The organism is Protofrankia sp. CiP1_Cm_nod4 (assembly GCF_982290645.1).
The window spans coordinates 1-3,941 of record NZ_CEVIVC010000242.1; the positions used below are offsets into that span (position 1 = coordinate 1).

The following is a 3,941-nucleotide window of genomic DNA, read 5'->3' on the forward strand; positions in this document are numbered from 1 at the left end:
GGTTGGTTGGGCGGGGGAGTCAGTGGGGAGGTTCTCGTTGTGAGTGCTCCGGAAGCTGATCGTCCTCTGTATCCGCCGCTGCGTCCCCAGATCTCCGTTGAAGAGCTCTTGGCCGCCAAGGGCACCCAGCCCATTCTGTCCATCGATGATCTTGTTGCTGACACCTTCGACTCCGTCGAGGAGCTCGACGAGTTCCTCGCGTTCACCTACGCCGAGCGTAGGCGCGACGTCGCCTGAGCCGCCGTGCAGCCTGTCGTCCTTGACACCGACGTCGCCTCCCTGAGCCACAAGCGCAGGCTCACCGGGCCCGTGGCAATCCGCCTGATCGGCCGTCGGCCATTGATCACTTTCGTGACCTCTGGCGAGCTCACCAAGTGGACCGACCTGCGAGCCTGGGGCAGCCGCCGACGTCAGGAGCTCGCCGACTGGCTTTCCGGAATCCCCGTGCTGCCCGGCGACGAGGCAGTCGCTGCCACCTGGGGCAGGCTCTCCGCGGACGCCACCCGGGCAGGACAGCCCCGCCCGGTCAACGACATGTGGATCGCGGCCTGCTGCCTCACCCATAACCTGCCACTCGCCACCCTGAACCTCAAGGACTACTCCTACTTCAGGGATCACCACGGTCTACGGATTCTCGGTGAGGAATAACCGCCGTTCACCCTGGCCCGTGCGGCCGGCATGACCGCAGTCGGCGGTGGCGCGGTTCGAGGCCGGTGGCACCGTACCGACACTGCCTGTGCTGGAACGGCTCGCCGAGGCGTTCGACGCCGACCTCGACGTCCGTGTCGTCCCTCGTCCCGCGGCGTAGGAGACGTTCTGGCACGCCTGTCCGGACATGAGCCGGCGAACACAATCCCATGTGGCTTACCGACCGCCGCCGATTGAGGTATTCATTCAGCGGGTGTGCTGAGGGTTCCGGTTCGTGGCGTGGGGTGATGGCCGGTTGGCGGGTGCCTTCCGGTGTGGGATGTGGATGAGCGTGCTGCTTGGTCAGGTGGGGGCGGTGGGCCAGTCCGGGATCCAGGGCTGGCCGGTGAACGCCTGACGCAGGGTGGTCATCATGTCGTGGCCGTGTTGGGTGGCGGTGCGCAGGTAGCCGAGGATGGTGTACCGGTCCTGGGTGACGGTCTCGCTGGTGAGCCGGCCGAAGATGCTCTGCCGGGCATAGCAGACTGGGGCACCGAAGCTCCTGGTTTCCGACGTGAGGTCTCAGCAACCCGCGTCCTACCGGGAGTTTTGCCGCATCTAGCGCATTCCGGACGCACCCGGCGCGTCGACTGGCCGGCACCCGTCCGCAACCCGCGCCAGGACAGGCCGAACCCACTTAAAGATCGTTACAAAATCGACGCCCAGTCGCGTGCTATTAGGGTTTAGTGGCCCAAATCGCCCTCTTCTTAAGGGCGGTGCCCCAGGGCAGGGTGCTTCCAGGTGGAGGCCAAGAGCCAGCGAGCCGCTCGACGTCGGTGATGAGAACGTTGATGCCCCGCACCTTGGCGAGTTCATGCGCCCGCAGAGCGGCATCGCGCAGCATGGCGAGGATGGTGACCGGCTTTCCCTGACGGATGAGGGTGTCCCGAGTCTCGATCGCCAGCTTGGTCGCCTGTGTGACGGTGCTATCGCAGCCTTCGGCCGCCTCGCTCGCTGCGGCGTTGTACCGGTCGACGATGAGCTGGTCCGATACTTCACCACTCATGGTAGTCAGTCGGTAACCTTGGTTGTCTGCCGGCAGAGTGCGTGTCGCTTGTGTGTCTGATTTCTCGACAGTGATCCGATGTAGTGATTCCAGTGGGCTTTCTGCCGGTCAAGGTCTTGGGGATATGGTCCCGGTATGTGCGCTGCGACGGTTGCGGCCATGCGCAAGGGGGGAAACGTCACCCTCAGTGCCCTGGCTGACGAAATCGGTTCTGTCTCGGTCATTCTTGAGTGGGCTGCCGAGAAGGGGCATCCGCTTGACGCGGATGTGAGCGTTCTCCTGCTCGGGGACGACGGCAAGGTCCGGTCAAACGACGATTTCGTCTTCTACAACCAGCCGTCCGGGGCGGGTGGGGCGGTCCGGCTCCGTGGAAAGACCTCCAGTGTGGAGGAGAGGTACACGGCCTTCACCGACGTCGTTGAGGTCGACATGGACGACGTCCCGGACAGCGTTGAACGGGTACTGCTCGCCGCCAGCCTGGACGGCGAGGCCGGGGACGGCTTCGGGCGGCTGGAGTACCTGCGGCTGCGGCTGCTGCGCGGGTCCGACGCGACGGAGCTGCTTCGTTTCGACGTCACGGACGCTTCAACTGAGACAGCGTTCGTACTCGGAGAGGTCTACCGCCGTACCGGGCAATGGAAGTTCCGCGCGATCGGTCAGGGATACGACACCGGCCTGGCGGCACTCGTCACCGAATACGGCATCGAGGTCGATGCTGACGAGGAAGAAAGCCCGACACCCGGCCGCGCCGAGCCAGCGGCGCCCGCTGGCGCCGATTCCGCGGTCAGTGGTGGCTCCAGCGCCGTGCAAGATGCTCCCAACGATGTGGGTCCGGCAAGTGTGTCCCGCCCGCCAGCCCCGGCCAGGGAGCGGCGAACCCAGACGGTGACCACGAAGAAACGCAGGCCCGCGAGGCGGCTGTCGGCCTCGAAGGTGAGGCGGTTGGATGCCGGGGATGCGAAGGAGGCTTGGCAGTCGGCGAGGCTGTTCCCGGTGGCGGGTATCGGTGGAGCCGGGGAGCAGGAGCGGCGTGCGACCTCGGCTCTGCTCGCCGTCGTGGGATCCGTGCGCGAGTTCGGCCGCGCTCTGACGACCCGGTTCGGGGCGCCCGCCGGCCAGGTCGAGACGTTCATCGAGGTTCCATTCAGCCGGGGTGACGAGCCTTACCGGCCGGACGGGTTGATCCGGGTGACGCGGGGGCAGCGTACGTGGACGGCGCTGGTCGAGGCGAAGACCGGGACGGGGGAACTGCGCCCGGAGCAGGTCGAGGCATACCTGGACATCGCTCGGGAACAGCGATTCGATGCCGTCATCACCGTCTCCAACCTGATCACAACGGCGGACGAACGGCACCCCGTCGCGATCGACGGGAGAAAAACGAAGAAAGTCGGCATTCATCACCTTTCATGGGCAGAGATAAGATTCCGCTGCCAGCTTCTGCTCGAAAATAGCTCGGTGGCGGACGCCACTCAAGAATACATTCTCACCGAGTTCCTCCGGTACCTTGACCACCCACGTTCGGGCGCCGACAAATTCGACGACATGGGGCCTCACTGGGTGGCTGTGAGGGACAGTGTCTCGGTGGGTACGCTGCGACCGGCGGATAAAGGACTGCCTTCCGTCGCCGAACGTTTCGATCAGCTTGCCCATTATTTGTGCCTGCACCTGGGTGGGCTGCTGGGTATCGAGGTCCTCCCTCACCTGAACCGGCGGGTGGACGCGGCGCAGCGACGGCATGCATTGGCCGAGGAACTGTGCCGGAACGGTACCCTGTCCACGATGCTGCGGATCCCTGGAACGGTCGGCCCGGTGACTGTGACAGCGGACCTGCGTGTGGGCCGGGTTGGATGCTCGGTCAGCATCGACGCTCCTCGCCAAGGACGGCCGCTCACCCGAGTGAAGTGGATTATGAAGCAGCTCGCGGATGCAAACGGGAATCTACGGGTTGAATCTTTCGACCAAGGTTCGCGAGAGGCTGCCCGAGCCGATCTTCTTGCCTTGGTGCGTCAGAAGCCGGAGCTTTTAATCACTGGCTCGGCTTGTGAGATTCGGGCCTTTCGTATTTCCCTGAGTGCTCCTCTTGGTGCGAAACGTGGCGCCGGGAAAGGTACATTCGTCACATCGGTGGTGGACACACTGGAGAAATTCTACGAGGAGGTGGTACAGAACCTGCGTGAATGGCATGACTCTACCGATGCCGCCCCAGCATCGGGCAATGGTGCTGGCGCCTCAACCGAGAAAAGATAGG

Annotated in this window: 5 protein-coding genes; 4 read left to right on the forward strand and 1 reads right to left on the reverse strand. The window is 64.5% G+C overall.

The annotated features are described in order from the left end of the window. Positions 1-39 precede the first annotated feature (39 nt). From AC5LSR_RS23555 to AC5LSR_RS23565, 3 genes are read left to right on the forward strand one after another with little or no spacing between them, the layout of a single operon-like run. Complete coding sequence (locus AC5LSR_RS23555) at positions 40-237, forward strand: hypothetical protein (protein WP_250290580.1); 198 nt, start codon at positions 40-42, stop codon at positions 235-237. Positions 238-243: 6 nt separating this feature from the next. Beyond that, complete coding sequence (locus tag AC5LSR_RS23560; protein ID WP_250290581.1) at positions 244-648, forward strand: type II toxin-antitoxin system VapC family toxin; 405 nt, start codon at positions 244-246, stop codon at positions 646-648. 46 nt (positions 649-694) lie between these two features. Then, a complete protein-coding gene (locus AC5LSR_RS23565; protein ID WP_493464321.1) occupies positions 695-808 on the forward strand; it encodes a helix-turn-helix domain-containing protein in 114 nt (37 codons plus the stop codon). A gap of 555 nt (positions 809-1,363) precedes the next feature. Here the strand turns inward: AC5LSR_RS23565 and AC5LSR_RS23570 are convergent. Then, positions 1,364-1,693 carry a hypothetical protein gene (locus AC5LSR_RS23570; protein WP_250282857.1) on the reverse strand — a complete coding sequence of 110 codons (330 nt, stop codon included), beginning with the start codon at positions 1,691-1,693 and terminating at the stop codon, positions 1,364-1,366. A 159-nt stretch (positions 1,694-1,852) separates the two neighbouring features. On the opposite strand from AC5LSR_RS23570, the gene AC5LSR_RS23575 reads away from it, so the two are divergent. After that, entirely contained in the window at positions 1,853-3,940 is a 2,088-nt protein-coding gene (locus AC5LSR_RS23575; protein ID WP_250282859.1) for a TerD family protein, read from the forward strand. Position 3,941: the final 1 nt, after the last annotated feature.

What these genes read in the sequence shown, in the direction of transcription:
- AC5LSR_RS23570 (WP_250282857.1), bottom strand. Translation starts at nt 1,693, where the DNA reads ATGAGTGGTGAAGTATCGGACCAGCTCATCGTCGACCGGTACAACGCC.
- AC5LSR_RS23575 (WP_250282859.1), top strand. Translation starts at nt 1,853, where the DNA reads ATGCGCAAGGGGGGAAACGTCACCCTCAGTGCCCTGGCTGACGAAATC.